The sequence below is a fragment of the Pseudonocardia ammonioxydans genome (genome assembly GCF_900115005.1).
GTDB classification, from domain to species: Bacteria; Actinomycetota; Actinomycetes; order Mycobacteriales; family Pseudonocardiaceae; genus Pseudonocardia; species Pseudonocardia ammonioxydans.
In genome coordinates this window covers 16,910-31,752 of sequence record NZ_FOUY01000017.1, presented here as the reverse complement: position 1 = coordinate 31,752, position 14,843 = coordinate 16,910, and the positions used below count along the sequence as shown (strand labels likewise).

Below are 14,843 nucleotides of genomic sequence, written 5' to 3'. Positions count from 1 at the left end.
GGACCCTCGAGGTGAGCACGGACGGGCCAGGGGCCGGTGCGGCGGTGATCGAGTCCGCGGTGATCGAGGCGGCGATGCGTCGCGCTCTCGCCGCCTCCGACGGCGCGCACGGTACGACGAGCCCGAACCCCGCCGTCGGCTGCGTCGTCCTGGACCGCGCCGGGGAGGTCGTGGGCACCGGGGCGACCGCGCCGCCCGGTGGCCCGCACGCCGAACGCGCCGCGCTGGCCGAGGCGGGCGCCCGGGCCGCGGGCGGGACCGCCGTGGTGACCCTCGAGCCGTGCAACCACACCGGACGTACCGCACCGTGCGTGGACGGCCTGCTCGAGGCAGGGGTCGCCCGGGTGTACGCCGCGCTCGCCGACCCGAACCCGGCCGCGGCCGGGGGGCTGGACCGGCTGCGCGGCGCGGGCGTCGACGTGACCCTGGGCACACTGGCCGAGGAGGTGGCGCGCGGCCCGCTGCGCGGCTGGCTGCACCGCCAGCGCACCGGGCGCCCGCACGTGACCTGGAAGGTCGCCACCACCCTGGACGGGCGGGTCGCCGCCGCCGACGGGAGCAGCCGCTGGATCACCGGCCCCCAGGCCCGGGGCGAGGTGCATGACCTGCGCCGCAGGATGGACGCGATCGTCGCGGGCACGGGTACCGTGCTTGCGGACGATCCCGCACTGACCGCCCGCCACCCGGACGGGACCCTGCGCGACCACCAGCCGCTGCGGGTGGTGGTCGGGAACCGGGACGTGCCGGCCGGTGCCCGGCTGCACACCGCCGGGGTCGCTCCGGCGCTGCACCTGCGGACCCGCGACCCGGCCGAGGTGCTCGCCGACCTCGCCCGGCGCGATGTCGTGGACCTCCTGCTCGAGGGGGGCCCGACCCTCGCCGGGGCGTTCGTCGCCGCCGGTGCCGTCGACCGGGTGCTGGTGCATCTGGCCCCGGCGCTGCTCGGCGCCGGACCGCACGCGCTCCGGGACGCGGGGGTGGGAACGATCGCGGACATCGTCCGGTTGCAGGTGGACGAGGTCCGCCGCGCCGGCACGGACATACTGATCGATGCAGTGGTCGACGACGCCGGGCCGGTCGCCCGGCCGGCCCGGTAGCAGGAGGGGACGAGGATGTTCACCGGCATCGTGGAGGAGGTCGGCGAGGTCGTCGACGTCCGGACCGACGACGAGGTCGTCGTGCTGACCGTACGGGCGGCGCTGGCCCCCGAGGTCGGCCACGGCGAGTCGGTGGCGGTGAACGGTTGTTGCCTCACCGCCGTCGTCGACGGCGCTGCCGGAGCGGGCGGCACCCTCACCCTCGAGCTCGTGCCCGAGACGCTCACCCGCACCTCGCTCGGCGCCGTCACCGCCGGGTCGGGGGTGAACCTCGAGCGCGCGGTGCCCGCCGGCGGGCGTCTCGACGGCCACATCGTGCAGGGCCACGTGGACGGGGTCGGCACCCTGGTCTCCCGGACCCCGGGCGAGCGCAGCGACGAGGTGCGGTTCGCACTGCCGGCCGAGCTGTCCCGGTACGTGGTGGAGAAGGGATCGATCGCCGTCGACGGCGTCTCGCTCACCGTCGCCGCCGTGTACCCGGACGGGTTCGGCGTGGCGTTGATCCCGACGACCCTGGCCGACACCACCCTGGGGTCGCGCACCCCCGGTGATCCGGTCAACCTGGAGGTCGACGTGATCGCCAAGTATGTGGAACGGATGACCGCGGGGTACCTGCAGGGCCCCGGGTCCGGACAGGAAGGGGTCGCCCGGTGAGGGAGCCGTCGACCACCCCGGGCACGACCCCGGACGAGACCGCCGCCGAGAAGCTGCCGGCCGCCCCGCACACCGCGATGGGGCCCGCGGAGCGGGCCGAGCGCTTCGCCCAGATCGAGAAGGCGATCGCCGACATCGCCGAGGGCAAGCCGGTCGTGGTGATGGACGACGAGGACCGGGAGAACGAGGGCGACCTCATCTTCGCCGCGGCGAAGGCCACCCCCGAGCTGCTCGCGTTCACCGTCCGCTACACCTCGGGCTACATCTGCGTGGCGATCACCGAGGAGGCGTGCGAGCGGCTCGACCTGCCGCCCATGCACCACACCAACCGGGACTCCTTCCGCACCGCGTACACGGTCACCGTGGACGCCAAGGAGGGCGTGACCACCGGGATCTCGGCGCAGGACCGTTCGCGCACCATCCGGCTGCTCGCCGACCCGGCCACCGAGCCCGCCGAGCTCGTCCGCCCCGGGCACGTGCTGCCGCTGCAGGCCCGTGAGGGCGGCGTGCTCCGCCGCCCGGGCCACACCGAGGCGGCCGTCGACCTGGCGCGGATGGCGGGCCTGCCCGCGGCCGGTGCGCTGTGCGAGATCGTGTCGGAGAAGAACGAGGGGGAGATGGCCCGCGGCGAGGAGCTCGGGATCTTCGCCGCCGACCACGACCTCACGCTGATCACGATCGCCGATCTGATCGCCTACCGGCGCCGGTTCGAGAAGCACATCGAGCGGGTCGCCACCGCCCGGATCCCGACCGGCCACGGGGACTTTCTCGCCCACGGCTACGACTCGCTGCTCGACGGCGTCGAGCACATCGCGATGGTCATGGGCAGCGTCGGCACGCCCGCCGACGACGGCGAGAACGTCCTGGTCCGGGTGCACTCCGAGTGCCTGACCGGGGACGTCCTCGGGTCGCTGCGCTGCGACTGCGGCCCGCAGCTCGACGCGGCGCTGGAGACCGTGGCGAACGAGGGGCGCGGTGTCGTGCTCTACATGCGCGGGCACGAGGGCCGCGGCATCGGCCTGCTGCACAAGCTGCAGGCCTACCAGCTGCAGGAGGCCGGTGCCGACACCGTCGACGCGAACCTCGCCATGGGCCTGCCCGCCGACGCGCGCGACTACGGCATCGGCGCCCAGATCCTCGCCGACCTGGGCGTGAAGTCGATGCGGCTGCTGACCAACAACCCGGACAAGCGGGCCGGCCTGGAGGGCTACGGCCTGCGCGTGGTGGGCCGTGAGGCCATGCCGGTCCGGCCGACCCCGCAGAACCTGCGGTACCTGCGCACCAAGCGCGACCGGATGGGGCACGACCTGCCCGACCTGGGCGGGGTCGCCGACCCGGGTCGCTGAGCCCGGGCGGACGACCGGGTACCCCCGTGCCCGGTCGCCGGGCGGCACCGGCGAGAATCGGGGTATGAGCGGTGAGGGGCGGCCCACCGGGGCCACGCAGCTGGACGCATCCGGACTCCGGGTCGGGGTGGTCGCCGCCCGCTGGCACGCCGAGATCGTCGACAGCCTGCTGGAGCGGGCGGTGGCGACCGCGCGCGACGCCGGCACCGAGCCGACCGTCACCCGGGTCCCCGGCACGGTGGAGCTGCCGGTCGTCGCCCAGGAGCTGGCCCGCACGCACGACGCGGTCGTGGCCCTCGGCGTCGTGGTCCGGGGCGGCACCCCGCACTTCGAGTACGTCTGCGACGCCGTCACCAGCGGCCTGACCCGGGTCGCGCTGGACGAGTCCACCCCGGTCGGCAACGGCGTGCTCACGACCGAGACCGTCCAGCAGGCGCAGGACCGGTCGGGCGCGCCGGGATCGGTGGAGGACAAGGGGGCCGAGGCGTGCCTCGCGGCCCTGGAATCGGCGCTGGTGCTGCGCGACCTGCGCGCCGGCGCAGCGGCCCACACGTGAGCGGCCCCGACCGGGCCGTGCAGGGAGGACACCCCGTGACCGAGCAGCACCAGCAGGGACCGGGCGCCCCGCAGGGGGACCGGCCGGCGCCGACCGGCCCCGGCCCGGACGCGGTGACCCTGCGCCCGCGCGCCCTGCTGATCACGGCCTGGGTGTGCGCCGCGGGGATCATGGTCTTCTTCGCGATCGTCACGTACCTGCTGCCGACCGAGGACACCGGCGTGACCTTCCGGCTGGTGGACCAGGTGGCGATGATGGTGATCGGCGCGTTCGTGGCCGGTGGCCTGCTGCTGATGGCCCGCCCGCGGGTGCGGGCCGACCACAGCGGGATCGAGGTCCGCAACGTGCTGACCACGCGCTGGTTCCCGTGGGACGGGGTGCTCGGCGTCTCCTTCCCGGACGGTGCCTCCTCGGCACGCCTGGAGCTGCCCGACGACGAGTACCACCCGGTGCTCGCGGTGCAGGCGGTCGACCGCGGGCTCGCGGTCCGCGGCGTCCGCACCCTGCGCGAGCTGCACGGCGCCGCGCGCACCGGCGGCTGAGCCGGCCGCCGGCCCGGCTCCCGGGCCGGTCACACCCCTGGTGACCGGCCCCAGCGGGACCCCACCGGGCCGCGGCTCACCGGCCCAGTGCCCGTGCACGGCCCCGCCCGCCCAGCCGCGGACCGCCCAGGTCCGCCCGGTCCGCCGCGGCGGCCCCGCGCCGGTAGCCCGATCCGGAGACCTGGGGCCTGCGTGCCCGGCGCAGGTCGCCGAACTCCTCGTCGTAGGCCCGGTCGACCTCCGCGCCCCGGTCGGCCAGCACCAGCTCGACCGACGGCGCGCCGGCCGCGGACCCGCACGCGGTCTCCGACACCGCGCTCCGCTCGGCCTCCAGCAGCCGCTGGTGCACCCGCGCGGCGAACCCGTAGATCCACGACCGGCGGTAGGCGGCGACCGACTCCCGCGGCCCCGGCGGCCGGACCACCGCCAGCTGCCCGGCGACCTGCAGCAGCAGCGAGGTGTAGAGCAGCTCCGCGCGTTCGCGGTCCGAGGCGTGCCCGAACACGGTCACCGCGGAGACCTTGCCTCCCCGGGCGTCGTGGATCACCCACCGGCAGCGCAGCGCCGACGCGATCCAGCCCAGCAGCCGGGCCTTCGCCCCGCTGTAGGGGTCGTCGATGTCGATGCGCACCGGGCCGATCGGGTCGGTCCGCGGGGGACCGGTGGCAGCGAGCAGCGCCTCGTCGACGCCGTGGCGCGCCATGAGCTCGACGGCCTTGTCGGTGTAGATCTCCGCCTCGTCCGGCGTGCCGGCCCGTTCCGCCTTGGCCAGCAGCTTGCGGATCCGGTCCAGCCGGGCCTCCGGGACGGACGCCTCGCCCGGGGCGGTGCCGAACTCGATGTCGTGTGCGGTACTCATGGGGCCTCCTCGCCAGGCCTGCGGGTCGAACTCGTGTTCGAGTCACTGTTGTACCGCAGGCCACCGACAGTTCGCCGCGGCACCGCCGCCACGATCGGCCGACACCGTCCCTACACCCCGGTCGCGGCGCCCGGGCCGACCGGGGGCCGGGCGGGCGTGTCGGTGGCCGGATCTACTCTGGGGGACACCATGGCCGACCCGAGCACCTACCGTCCGGCGACCGGGACGATCCCGGAGTCGCCGGGGGTCTACCGGTTCTCCGACCCGCGCGGCCGGGTGATCTACGTCGGCAAGGCCAAGAACCTGCGCCAGCGCCTCAACTCCTACTTCGCCGACCTGGCCGGGCTACACCCGCGGACCCGGCAGATGGTGACCACGGCCGCGAAGGTCGAGTGGACGGTCGTCGGCACCGAGGTCGAGGCGCTCCAGCTCGAGTACAACTGGATCAAGGAGTACGACCCGCGGTTCAACGTCCGCTACCGCGACGACAAGTCCTATCCCGTCCTCGCGGTGACGATGCACGAGGAGTACCCGCGGCTGCACGTCTACCGGGGCCCCCGCAAGCGGGGGGTCCGCTACTTCGGGCCCTACGCGCACGCCTGGGCGATCCGCGAGACGCTCGACCTGCTGCTGCGGGTGTTCCCGGCGCGCACCTGCTCGGCCGGGGTGTTCAAGCGGCACGGCCAGATCGGCCGTCCCTGCCTGCTCGGCTACATCGACAAGTGCTCGGCTCCCTGCGTCGGCAACGTCACCGCCGACGAGCACCGTGACATCGTCGAGGGTTTCTCCGACTTCCTCTCCGGGCGCACCGACCGGATGGTCCGCCACCTGGAGCGGGAGATGGCCGAGGCGTCGGAGAACCTGGAGTTCGAGCGGGCGGCCCGGATGCGCGACGACCTGGGCGCGCTCCGGCGGGCGATGGAGAAGCAGGCCGTCGTGCTGGGTGACGGGACCGACGCCGACGTCGTGGCCTTCGCCGAGGACGAGCTGGAGGCCGCCGTGCAGGTGTTCCACGTGCGGGGCGGCCGGGTCCGCGGCCAGCGCGGCTGGGTGATCGACAAGGTCGAGCCGACCGACACCGAGCAGCTCGCCGAGCGGTTCGTGTCCCAGTTCTACGGCGAGCAGCACGCGCTGGCCGGCGCCGCCGACGACGCCACCCAGCCCGTGCCGAAGGAGATCCTGCTGCCGGTGCTGCCCGCGGACAGTGCCTCGCTGGAGCGCTGGCTGGGGGGCCTGCGCGGCTCCAAGGTCGCGCTGCGCGTGCCGCAGCGCGGCGACAAGAAGGCGCTCGCCGAGACCGTCGAGCGCAACGCGAAGGAGGCGTTCGCCCAGCACAAGCTGCGCCGCGCCGGGGACCTCACGGCGCGGTCCGCCGCGCTGCAGGAGATCCAGGAGAACCTCGAGCTCGACCAGGCGCCGCTGCGGATCGAGTGCATCGACGTCAGCCACGTCCAGGGCAGCAACGTGGTGGCCTCGCTCGTGGTGTTCGAGGACGGGCTATCGCGCCGGTCGGAGTACCGCCGCTTCGAGATCAAGGACGCCGCGCAGCGCCGGGGGACGGCAGCCGGCGGAGCCGGCGGGGCGGGTGAACACAGCGATGTGGCCGCCATCGCCGAGGTCGTCCGGCGGCGGTTCAAGCGCTACCTGGCCGAGACGGCGGAGGACGCCGAGGCCGGTGCGGTGACCGGTGACGCGACCGGAGGGGGCGCCGGGCCCGGCGCCGGGTCCGGTGAGATCGGGTCAGGCGAGATCGTGCCCGGTGAGATCGAGCCCGGTGAGGCCGGGCCCGGCGAGAGCATCCGCACCGGCATCGACCCGACGACCGGACGACCCAAAAAGTTCGCCTACCCGCCGAACCTGCTGGTCGTCGACGGGGCGAAGCCGCAGGTCGACGCGGCCGCCGCCGAGCTCGCCGAGCTGGGGATCACCGACGTGGCGGTCTGCGGGCTCGCGAAGCGGCTCGAGGAGGTCTGGCTCCCGGACGACGACGACCCGGTGATCCTCTCCCGCACGAGCGAGGCGCTGTACCTGCTGCAGCGGGTCCGCGACGAGGCGCACCGGTTCGCCATCACCTACCACCGGCAGCGTCGTTCGCAGGGCATGACGGCGTCGGCGCTGGACGGGGTGCCCGGGCTGGGCCCGGCCCGCAAGAAGGCGTTGCTGCAGCACTTCGGCTCGGTCCGCAAGCTGCGCGCGGCCGGGGTGGAGGAGATCGCCGGGGTGCCCGGGTTCGGCCGCCGGACCGCGGAGACGGTGGTCGCGGCGCTGCAGGACGGTACGGGGTCGACCGAGGGGGGACGGGGATGACACGGGCGGATGCCGACCGGTCCCGCGACGCGCGGACCGGCGGGCCGGGGATCGAGGTCGCGCTGGTCAGCGGCCTGTCCGGGGCCGGGCGCAGCACGGCGGCCAAGGTGCTGGAGGACCTCGGCTGGTTCGTCGTCGACAACCTGCCGCCGGAACTGATCGCCACGATGGTCGATCTCGGGTCCCGGGCGCGCGGCGACGTCACCCGGATCGCGGTGGTGATGGACGTGCGTTCGCGGGCGTTCACCGACGACCTGGGTGCGATCATCAAGGACCTCGACAGCCGCGGCTACCGGCCGAAGCTGCTGTTCCTGGAGGCGTCCGACGCGGTGCTGGTGCGCCGCTTCGAGCAGAACCGCCGGTCGCACCCGCTGCAGGGCGCCGGGCGGATCACCGATGGGCTGAACGCCGAGCGTGAGGTGCTGCGGCCGCTGCGCGAGGACGCCGACCTCGTCCTCGACACCTCGAACCTGTCCGTGCACGACCTGCGCGCCCGGATCGAGGCGTCGTTCGCGGGGGAGCACGCGCACGCGGCCACCCGGATCACGGTGCTGTCGTTCGGCTACAAGTACGGCCTGCCGCTGGACTCCGACCTGGTCGTCGACGTCCGGTTCCTGCCGAACCCGCACTGGATCCCGGAGCTGCGCGAGTTCACCGGCCGGGACAGCGAGGTCAGTGACTACGTGCTCTCCCAGGAGGGGGCCGAGGAGTTCGTCGACCGCTACCTGGAGCTGCTCGACCTGGTCGGTGCCGGCTACCGGCGGGAGGGCAAGCGGTACCTGACCCTCGCCGTGGGCTGCACCGGCGGGAAGCACCGCTCGGTGGCGATCTCGGAGGAGCTCGGACGCCGGCTCGCCGACCGGCCCGGGATCCAGGTGAACGTCGAGCACCGCGACATGGGGCGTGAATGAGCGGGCCCGTGGAGGCGCCCCCGTCACCGGCGCTGCGGGTCGTCGCGCTGGGTGGCGGCCACGGCCTGCACGCCACCCTGACCGCGCTGCGCCGCTGCCCGGCCGTCGCCGGGATCACCGCCGTCGTGACCGTCGCCGACGACGGCGGGTCCTCGGGCCGGCTGCGCCGCGAGCTGGGGCTGCTGCCGCCGGGTGACCTGCGGATGGCGCTGGCGGCGCTGGCCGCCGACGACGAGGACGGCCGGTTCTGGTCCGGCCTGGTCCAGCACCGCTTCGGCGGCAACGGCGCGCTCGCCGGGCACGCACTGGGCAACCTGCTGCTGGCCGGGCTGCTGGAGCGCGGCGGTGACCCGGTGCAGGCGCTGGAGACCGTCGGCGGGCTGCTCGGGTGCGACGGACGGGTGCTGCCGATGGCCCGGGTGCCGCTGGACATCGAGGCGGAGGTCGCGCTGGACGGCCTGGACCGCGCGCACCGCATCCGCGGGCAGGTCGCGGTGGCCTCCACCCCGGGGCGGGTGCGCCGCGTGTGGCTGCGTCCGGAGGACCCGCCGGCCTGCGACGAGGCCGTCCGGGCGGTGCTGGAGGCCGACGTGGTGCTCCTCGGTCCGGGGTCGTGGTTCACCAGCGTGCTGCCGCACCTGCTGGTGCCGGGGCTGCGGGACGCGCTGCTGACGACCCCGGCGGCCCGGGTGGTGCTGCTCAACCTCGCCCCGGAGCCGGGCGAGACCGCCGGATTCTCGCCGGAGCAGCACCTTGAAGTACTGTCCGGACACGCGCCCTCCCTGCGGGCGCACGCCGTCCTGGCCGACACCGGGTCGGTGCCGCTGCCGGACCGGTTGCACGCGGCCGCGGCCGACCTGCTGGTCCCCGGCGGTCGGGTGTGGCTGGCCGACGTCGCCGACGTCGGATCGGCGACCCCGCGGCACGACCCGGACGCCCTGGCCGGTGCGTTGCTCGACGTGTTCGGCGCCCTCGCCCCGGCCGCGGGCGACGACGGCGCGGCCGCGCCGAGCCAGGTGACGGACCAGCACAGCCCGCAGCGTGGAAGGAGCCCGCAATGGCCATGACCGCCACGGTGAAGGACGAGCTGAGCCGGCTCACCGTCACCAAGCAGTCGTCGCGTCGTGCCGAGGTCGCCTCGCTGCTCCGCTTCGCCGGCGGGTTGCACATCGTCGGCGGCCGCGTCGTGATCGAGGCCGAGGTCGACACCGGGTCGGTGGCGCGCCGGCTGCGCCGCGAGATCCACGAGCTCTACGGGCACACCGCCGACGCGCACGTGATCACCGCGGGCGGCCTGCGGCGCAGCGCCCGGTACGTCATCCGGGTGATCCGGGACGGGGAGGGTCTGGCGCGCCAGACCGGGCTGCTCGACAACCGTGGCCGTCCGGTGCGCGGGCTCCCGCCGCCGGTCGTCTCCGGTGACCTCTCCGACGCCGAGGCCGCCTGGCGGGGCGCGTTCCTGGCGCACGGGTCGCTGACCGAGCCCGGGCGCAGCTCCGCACTCGAGGTCACCTGCCCCGGTCCGGAGGCCGCGCTCGCCCTGGTCGGGGCCGCCCGCCGGCTCGGTGTGGCGGCGAAGGCGCGCGAGGTGCGGGGCGCGGACCGGGTCGTGGTGCGGGACGGCGACGCGATCGGTGCGCTGCTGACCCGGATGGGGGCGCACCAGAGCGTGCTGTCCTGGGAGGAGCGGCGGATGCGCCGCGAGGTCCGGGCCACCGCGAACCGGCTGGCGAACTTCGACGACGCGAACCTGCGCCGCTCGGCGCGGGCCGCCGTCGCGGCCGCGGCGCGGGTGACCCGGGCACTGGAGATCCTCGCCGACGACGTGCCCGAGCACCTGCGCGCGGCCGGGCAGCTGCGGGCCCAGCACACCCAGGCCTCGCTGGAGGAGCTGGGGCAGCTGGCCGACCCCCCGATGACCAAGGACGCCGTCGCCGGCCGGATCCGCCGGTTGCTCCAGACGGCCGACAAGAAGGCGGCCGAGCTGGGCATCCCGGACACCGAGTCCGCGGTGACCGCGGAGATGCTGGAGGAGGAGGGCCGCTGAGCCCGATCCCCTGACGGCTGCCCCGGAGCTCGGTCTCCGGCGGTGTCCCGAGCGGCGGTGTCCCGAGCGGCGGTGTCCCGAGCGGCGGTGGCCCGGGCGGAGGAGGCCCGAGCGGCGGCGCCGTCGCGGCCCGCCGTGCGGGAGCGGCGGCCCGGGCGCAGCGTCCCGGCGCCGGCCCGGTGATCACCCCTGGCATGATGCCGCGCGTGACCAGCCCGGGAACCGCGCTCCTCGCCGTGCACCTCGACCGCTCCAGCATGCTGCGGCCGCTGCTCCCGGCCCTGCGTGCCGGCCTCGCCGACCTGCTCGAGGACCAGGCCGGTCCGGGCGAGCCGGAGGTCGTGGTGGCGACCGGCAACGACCTGACCCGCTCGCTGTCCGACGGGTCGCACCCGCCGGCCGTGCCGACGAGCCGCACCGCTGCTCGCGCCGCGCTCCCCGCACGGCTGCGCGCCCTCGACGGTCCCGACCTGCGGACCGGCGCCGCCCGCCTGCTCGACGCGGTCGGCGACGAGCTGGCCGCGCGCGACGAGGCCGACCGGCCCGAGCGGGTCGTCGTGCTGCTCGTCGGCGAGGCCGCGGTCGGTGACACCACCGAGGTCCGCGAGCGCATCACGCACCAGCAGGCCGCCTACGCGTGGGAGATCGTGCTGGTCGATGTGACCAGCGGCGGGATCCCGGTCGCGAAGGTGCTCGCCCGCACCGGCGGCGCCCCGGCCGCGGACGCCCGGTCCGCAGCCGCCCCGGCCGCCGCCTCGGCAGCCGCCCCGGCCGCCGGTACCGGGGCTGTCGACAACCGGGCCGACACCCGGGGCGCCGGCAGCAGGAGCGTGGCCGCCCCGGAGCCGGCCGCCCGGGACGCGGCCGGTATCGGCGAGGCCGCGGCGGGCGCCCGCGGCGGGACCGGCACCGTGCTCGGCGAGCTCCCGGGCGCGCCGGCTGCGGCCGCCCGGTTCGGCGTCCCGGCGACCGCGACGATCACCGCCGGGCCGGGGGCGGCGGGCGTGACCGCCGCGCTGGCCGCGGCGTCGGCGTTCGTCACCCGGGCACGGGCGGCCCGCCCGCACGAACCGGTCGAGGGCTTCTCCGACGCCGAGCGCGCCGCCGCCGAGGTCCCCGACACCCGCCCGGCCTGGCGGAAGTTCCTGCGGCTCAGCCGCCCGTGAGTGGTTATCGCGGCTCTGACCGCGATAACCACTCACGGGCGGCGGAGCCGCTCACATCGCGGCGCAGGTCACGGGGTACGCGGGGTCCGGACGTCGGCCTGCGCCGATAGGGTGGCGGCCGAGCACGGCACGCGGCGCGACCCGCATCCGGAGCGCGCCGCGATCGACCTGCCACGCCCCGCCGCCGGGACCCGGCGGGCCGGGGGAGAAGACACGCACGACGAGCCCATGGAGGCACTGTGACGGTCCGCGTAGGAGTCAACGGCTTCGGCCGCATCGGCCGGAACTTCTGGCGGGCGGTGGACGCCCAGCGCGCCGCCGGCACCACCGACATCGAGATCGTCGCGGTGAACGACATCACCGACAACGCGACGCTCGCGAACCTGCTGAAGTACGACTCGATCCTGGGCCGGCTGCCCTACGAGGTCACCACGTCGGGCGACGAGATCCTCGTCGACGGCAAGGGCTTCAAGGCACTCGCCGTCCGCGAGCCCTCCGAGCTGCCCTGGAAGGACCTGGGCGTCGACGTCGTCGTCGAGTCGACCGGGATCTTCACCAAGCGCGACGGTGCGGCCAAGCACCTCGAGGCCGGCGCGAAGAAGGTCGTCATCTCGGCCCCGGCGACCGACGAGGACATCACCATCGTCAAGGGCGTCAACGACGGTGACTACGACGGTTCGCAGAACATCGTCTCGAACGCGTCCTGCACCACCAACTGCCTGGGCCCGATGGCGAAGGTGCTCGACGACGCCGCCGGCATCGAGCAGGGTCTGATGACCACGATCCACGCCTACACCCAGGACCAGAACCTGCAGGACGGCCCGCACAAGGACCCGCGCCGGGCCCGGGCCGCCGCGCTGAACGTCATCCCGACCACCACGGGCGCCGCGAAGGCGATCGGTCTGGTCCTGCCGCACCTGCAGGGCAAGCTCGACGGCTACTCGCTGCGCGTGCCGGTGCCGACCGGCTCGATCACCGACCTGGTCGCCGAGGTCACGCGGGAGATCAGCGCCGAGGAGGTCAACGCGGCGTTCAAGGCCGCCGCGGACGGCCCGCTCAAGGGCATCCTCAAGTACACCGAGGACCCGATCGTGTCCTCGGACATCGTGACCGACCCGCACTCGTGCATCCTCGACGCGAGCCTGACCAAGGTCATCGGCAAGCAGGTGAAGATCTTCGGCTGGTACGACAACGAGTGGGGCTACTCGAACCGCCTCGTCGACATCGCCGGGCTGGTGGCGTCGAAGCTGTGAGGACCCTCGACGACCTCCTCGACGACGGGGACGAGGGGGTGCAGGGCCGGACCGTGCTGGTCCGGTCCGACCTCAACGTCCCTCTCGACGACGACCGGAACATCACCGACGACGGCCGCATCCGCGCCTCGGCGCCGACCATCTCGGCGCTGTCCGGAGCGGGGGCGCAGGTCGTCGTGACCGCGCACCTGGGGCGCCCGAAGAACGGGCCCGAGGAGAGGTTCTCGCTGGCCCCGGTCGCCGAGCGGCTCGGCGACCTGCTCGGTGCACCGGTCCGGCTGGTGGAGCTCGGCAAGCCGCTCCCGAACATGGCCGCGGGCGACGTGGTCATGCTGGAGAACATCCGGTTCGACGCCCGCGAGACCAGCAAGGACGACGCCGAGCGCGGCGCGTTCGCCGACGAGCTCGTCGCGCTGGTCGGCGACGACGCGGCGTTCGTCTCCGACGGGTTCGGTGTGGTGCACCGCAAGCAGGCGTCGGTCTACGACGTCGCGCAGCGGCTCGAGCCGTTCGCCGGCGGGCTCGTGCTGTCCGAGGTCGAGGTGCTGCGCACCCTCACCGGGCAGCCGGACCGCCCGTACGCCGTCGTGCTCGGCGGGTCCAAGGTCTCGGACAAGCTGGCCGTGATCGAGGCGCTGCTGCCGAAGGTGGACAGCCTGCTGGTCGGGGGCGGGATGTGCTTCACGTTCCTCGCCGCGCAGGGGCACGGCGTCGGCTCCTCGTTGCTGGAGTCCGAGCAGATCGACACCTGCCGGACGCTGCTGGAGTCCGGCAAGATCGTCCTGCCGACCGACGTGGTGGTCGCCGACGCGTTCTCCGCGGACGCGAACACGCGAACGGTCGGGGTCGGCGAGATCGAGGACGGCTGGCTGGGCCTGGACATCGGGCCGGACTCGGTCCGGGACTTCGGCAGCCGGATCGCCGCGGCGAAGACGATCTTCTGGAACGGTCCGATGGGCGTGTTCGAGATGGCGCCGTTCGCCGAGGGCACCCGCGGTGTGGCGCAGGCCGTCGCCGACTCCGGTGCCTTCTCCGTCGTCGGCGGTGGCGACTCGGCCGCCGCGGTGCGGGCGCTGGGCATCGGTGAGGACGGCTTCTCGCACATCTCCACCGGCGGGGGCGCCTCGCTCGAGTTCCTCGAGGGCGCGACCCTGCCCGGCGTCGCAGTGCTGGAGGAGGGGGCCTGATGGCGACCCGTACCCCGCTGATCGCGGGCAACTGGAAGATGAACCTCAACCACCTCGAGGCCATCGCGGTGGTGCAGAAGCTCGCCTTCGCGCTGCCGGAGCGCTACTTCGACAAGGTCGAGGTCGCGGTGCTGCCGCCGTTCACCGACATCCGCAGCGTCCAGACGCTGATCGACGGTGACAAGCTCCGGGTGGTGCACGGGGCGCAGGATCTGTCCCCGCACGACTCGGGTGCCTACACCGGTGACGTGTCCGGGCTCATGCTGGCCAAGCTGGGCTGCCGCTACGTCGTCGTCGGGCACTCGGAACGCCGGGAGATCCACGGCGAGGACGACGCGGTCGTCAACGCGAAGGTGCTGGCCGCGCTCAAGCACGGGATCACCCCGATCCTGTGCGTCGGCGAGGGCCTGGAGGTCCGCGAGGCCGGTACGCACGTGCAGCACTGCACCGACCAGCTCCGCGGTGCGCTGAAGAAGGTGAGCGCGGAGCAGGCGGCCGGGCTCGTGCTCGCCTACGAGCCGGTCTGGGCGATCGGCACCGGCAAGGTGGCGGGCGCCTCGGACGCGCAGGAGGTCTGCGCCGCGCTGCGCGGGACCGTGCGGGAGCTGTACGGGGAGGAGGCCGCCGCGGGCGTCCGGATCCTCTACGGCGGCTCGGTGAAGTCGTCGAACGTGGGCGAGATCGTCGCCCAGTCCGACGTCGACGGCGCACTGGTCGGTGGCGCCAGCCTCGACGCCGACGAGTTCGCGAAGCTCTCGGCGCTCGCCGCCGGCGGCCCGCTGCCGTAACGGCGACGGGCGACGGCACGACACGCCACGGCAGGGGGAGCCGCGGCCCGGTACGCCGGGCCGCGGCTCCGCTCGTCGGGGGTGTGGCGCGGCTGCACCGGCGAGCGGAGTATCCTCGGCCACTCCGGCG

At 74.7% G+C, this 14,843-nt stretch carries 14 protein-coding genes; 13 read left to right on the top strand and 1 reads right to left on the bottom strand.

Features of this window, described 5'->3' with window-relative positions:
• The first annotated feature begins 11 nt into the window (after window positions 1-11).
• The 5 genes from ribD (at window position 12) to BM093_RS17270 (ending at window position 4,195) form a co-directional block, all read left to right on the top strand.
• A complete protein-coding gene (ribD, locus tag BM093_RS17290; RefSeq protein WP_425439168.1) occupies window positions 12-1,097 on the top strand; it encodes a bifunctional diaminohydroxyphosphoribosylaminopyrimidine deaminase/5-amino-6-(5-phosphoribosylamino)uracil reductase RibD in 1,086 nt (361 codons plus the stop codon).
• Between the two features lie 15 nt (window positions 1,098-1,112).
• Window positions 1,113-1,751 (top strand): riboflavin synthase, encoded by a 639-nt coding sequence (locus tag BM093_RS17285; protein WP_093344456.1) that lies wholly within the window; start codon window positions 1,113-1,115, stop codon window positions 1,749-1,751.
• Between the two features lie 77 nt (window positions 1,752-1,828).
• Window positions 1,829-3,097 carry a bifunctional 3,4-dihydroxy-2-butanone-4-phosphate synthase/GTP cyclohydrolase II gene (locus tag BM093_RS17280; RefSeq protein ID WP_093344762.1) on the top strand — a complete coding sequence of 423 codons (1,269 nt, stop codon included), beginning with the start codon at window positions 1,829-1,831 and terminating at the stop codon, window positions 3,095-3,097.
• Between the two features lie 64 nt (window positions 3,098-3,161).
• Window positions 3,162-3,653 carry a 6,7-dimethyl-8-ribityllumazine synthase gene (gene ribH / locus BM093_RS17275; protein ID WP_093344453.1) on the top strand — a complete coding sequence of 164 codons (492 nt, stop codon included), beginning with the start codon at window positions 3,162-3,164 and terminating at the stop codon, window positions 3,651-3,653.
• Window positions 3,654-3,766: 113 nt separating this feature from the next.
• A complete protein-coding gene (locus tag BM093_RS17270; RefSeq protein WP_425439170.1) occupies window positions 3,767-4,195 on the top strand; it encodes a PH domain-containing protein in 429 nt (142 codons plus the stop codon).
• Window positions 4,196-4,271: 76 nt separating this feature from the next.
• Here the strand turns inward: BM093_RS17270 and BM093_RS17265 are convergent, their stop codons facing one another.
• Window positions 4,272-5,054: a DUF2786 domain-containing protein gene (locus BM093_RS17265; protein WP_093344451.1), complete on the bottom strand. Its 783-nt coding sequence runs from the start codon at window positions 5,052-5,054 to the stop codon at window positions 4,272-4,274.
• A gap of 189 nt (window positions 5,055-5,243) precedes the next feature.
• On the opposite strand from BM093_RS17265, the gene uvrC reads away from it, so the two are divergent.
• The 8 genes from uvrC (at window position 5,244) to tpiA (ending at window position 14,713) form a co-directional block, all read left to right on the top strand.
• Window positions 5,244-7,361 (top strand): excinuclease ABC subunit UvrC, encoded by a 2,118-nt coding sequence (uvrC, locus tag BM093_RS17260; protein WP_093344448.1) that lies wholly within the window; start codon window positions 5,244-5,246, stop codon window positions 7,359-7,361.
• Window positions 7,358-8,272: an RNase adapter RapZ gene (gene rapZ / locus BM093_RS17255; protein WP_093344445.1), complete on the top strand. Its 915-nt coding sequence runs from the start codon at window positions 7,358-7,360 to the stop codon at window positions 8,270-8,272. Before uvrC ends, rapZ begins: the two co-directional genes overlap by 4 nt.
• Entirely contained in the window at window positions 8,269-9,339 is a 1,071-nt protein-coding gene (locus BM093_RS17250; RefSeq protein ID WP_177238533.1) for a gluconeogenesis factor YvcK family protein, read from the top strand. Before rapZ ends, BM093_RS17250 begins: the two co-directional genes overlap by 4 nt.
• Window positions 9,330-10,319, top strand: coding sequence for a DNA-binding protein WhiA (whiA, locus tag BM093_RS17245; protein WP_093344443.1), 990 nt, complete (start codon window positions 9,330-9,332; stop codon window positions 10,317-10,319). The genes BM093_RS17250 and whiA overlap by 10 nt, the downstream gene beginning before the upstream one ends.
• A gap of 206 nt (window positions 10,320-10,525) precedes the next feature.
• Window positions 10,526-11,485 (top strand): hypothetical protein, encoded by a 960-nt coding sequence (locus BM093_RS36005; RefSeq protein ID WP_093344441.1) that lies wholly within the window; start codon window positions 10,526-10,528, stop codon window positions 11,483-11,485.
• Between the two features lie 239 nt (window positions 11,486-11,724).
• Entirely contained in the window at window positions 11,725-12,738 is a 1,014-nt protein-coding gene (gene gap / locus BM093_RS17235) for a type I glyceraldehyde-3-phosphate dehydrogenase (RefSeq protein WP_093344439.1), read from the top strand.
• Window positions 12,735-13,925, top strand: a complete 1,191-nt coding sequence (locus tag BM093_RS17230; RefSeq protein WP_093344437.1) for a phosphoglycerate kinase — start codon at window positions 12,735-12,737, stop codon at window positions 13,923-13,925. Before gap ends, BM093_RS17230 begins: the two co-directional genes overlap by 4 nt.
• A complete protein-coding gene (gene tpiA, locus BM093_RS17225) occupies window positions 13,925-14,713 on the top strand; it encodes a triose-phosphate isomerase (protein WP_093344435.1) in 789 nt (262 codons plus the stop codon). The genes BM093_RS17230 and tpiA overlap by 1 nt, the downstream gene beginning before the upstream one ends.
• Window positions 14,714-14,843 lie beyond the last annotated feature (130 nt).

Bases quoted from the DNA above. Each gene is read 5' to 3' on its own strand.
- rapZ (WP_093344445.1), top strand. From the start codon at position 7,358: ATGACACGGGCGGATGCCGACCGGTCCCGCGACGCGCGGACCGGCGGG.
- BM093_RS17280 (WP_093344762.1), top strand. From the start codon at position 1,829: ATGGGGCCCGCGGAGCGGGCCGAGCGCTTCGCCCAGATCGAGAAGGCG.
- BM093_RS17250 (WP_177238533.1), top strand. From the start codon at position 8,269: ATGAGCGGGCCCGTGGAGGCGCCCCCGTCACCGGCGCTGCGGGTCGTC.
- BM093_RS17285 (WP_093344456.1), top strand. From the start codon at position 1,113: ATGTTCACCGGCATCGTGGAGGAGGTCGGCGAGGTCGTCGACGTCCGG.
- whiA (WP_093344443.1), top strand. From the start codon at position 9,330: ATGGCCATGACCGCCACGGTGAAGGACGAGCTGAGCCGGCTCACCGTC.
- BM093_RS17265 (WP_093344451.1), bottom strand. From the start codon at position 5,054: ATGAGTACCGCACACGACATCGAGTTCGGCACCGCCCCGGGCGAGGCG.
- ribH (WP_093344453.1), top strand. From the start codon at position 3,162: ATGAGCGGTGAGGGGCGGCCCACCGGGGCCACGCAGCTGGACGCATCC.
- uvrC (WP_093344448.1), top strand. From the start codon at position 5,244: ATGGCCGACCCGAGCACCTACCGTCCGGCGACCGGGACGATCCCGGAG.
- tpiA (WP_093344435.1), top strand. From the start codon at position 13,925: ATGGCGACCCGTACCCCGCTGATCGCGGGCAACTGGAAGATGAACCTC.